Source organism: Psychrobacter sp. Rd 27.2, assembly GCF_001921755.1.
Taxonomy (GTDB): Bacteria; Pseudomonadota; Gammaproteobacteria; order Pseudomonadales; family Moraxellaceae; genus Psychrobacter; species Psychrobacter celer.
In genome coordinates, this window is sequence record NZ_MRYB01000054.1 from 1 (window position 1) to 603 (window position 603).

1 protein-coding gene is annotated in these 603 nt (G+C 45.6%); it reads right to left on the reverse strand.

Translation table 11 applies throughout. The features are described 5' to 3' along the window. A partial coding sequence (locus BTV99_RS12575; protein ID WP_143507172.1) for a transferrin-binding protein-like solute binding protein occupies positions 1–603 on the reverse strand: 603 nt, incomplete at both ends.

Sequence of the window (603 nt, forward strand, 5' to 3'; positions counted from 1 at the left end):
GAAAGTACCTTGTGAACCGTTACCTTCATAGATACCACCAATAAAGTTGGCGTCTTCACCGTAGAATCCACCTTCAGTATTGTAACCAGTCTCATCAGCTGCAGTACCTGAGAATTCATTACCAGTAATGTCTGCGGCTAGGTTGATATCACCTGCATTGGCAAACTTCAATTCACCAGCTACTTTCTTGTTAACGAAGTCTGCTGTAAAAGCAGAGGTGCCATATTCAATCGCATTGTCTGCACCTACTTTACGATTGGTAGCATCTCCTGTGTATTGGAACGTACCATCTGTCGGTAGTGTGGCAGTTTTATTACCAACCACTAATACACCGTCTACTGGAATTTCATTACCTAGTGCGCTGACAGCGCCATCGATATGAGCAATACGTAACTCACCATCAGCTCCAAAGTCTTTGTAGGTCGAAGTATAGCTCAAGTCACCTTCAGCTAGGACGTTGCCTGTTCCTTCGTATGACTTAAAGCCACTTTCGGTGTCAGCGTCGCTATCACCTGATAAGGTAACGGCCACTGGGTTTGGTACGACGCCTGTTAATACTTCGTCGGCGCGAGCATCTACATCCGTAGTACTGCGAATGTCAAA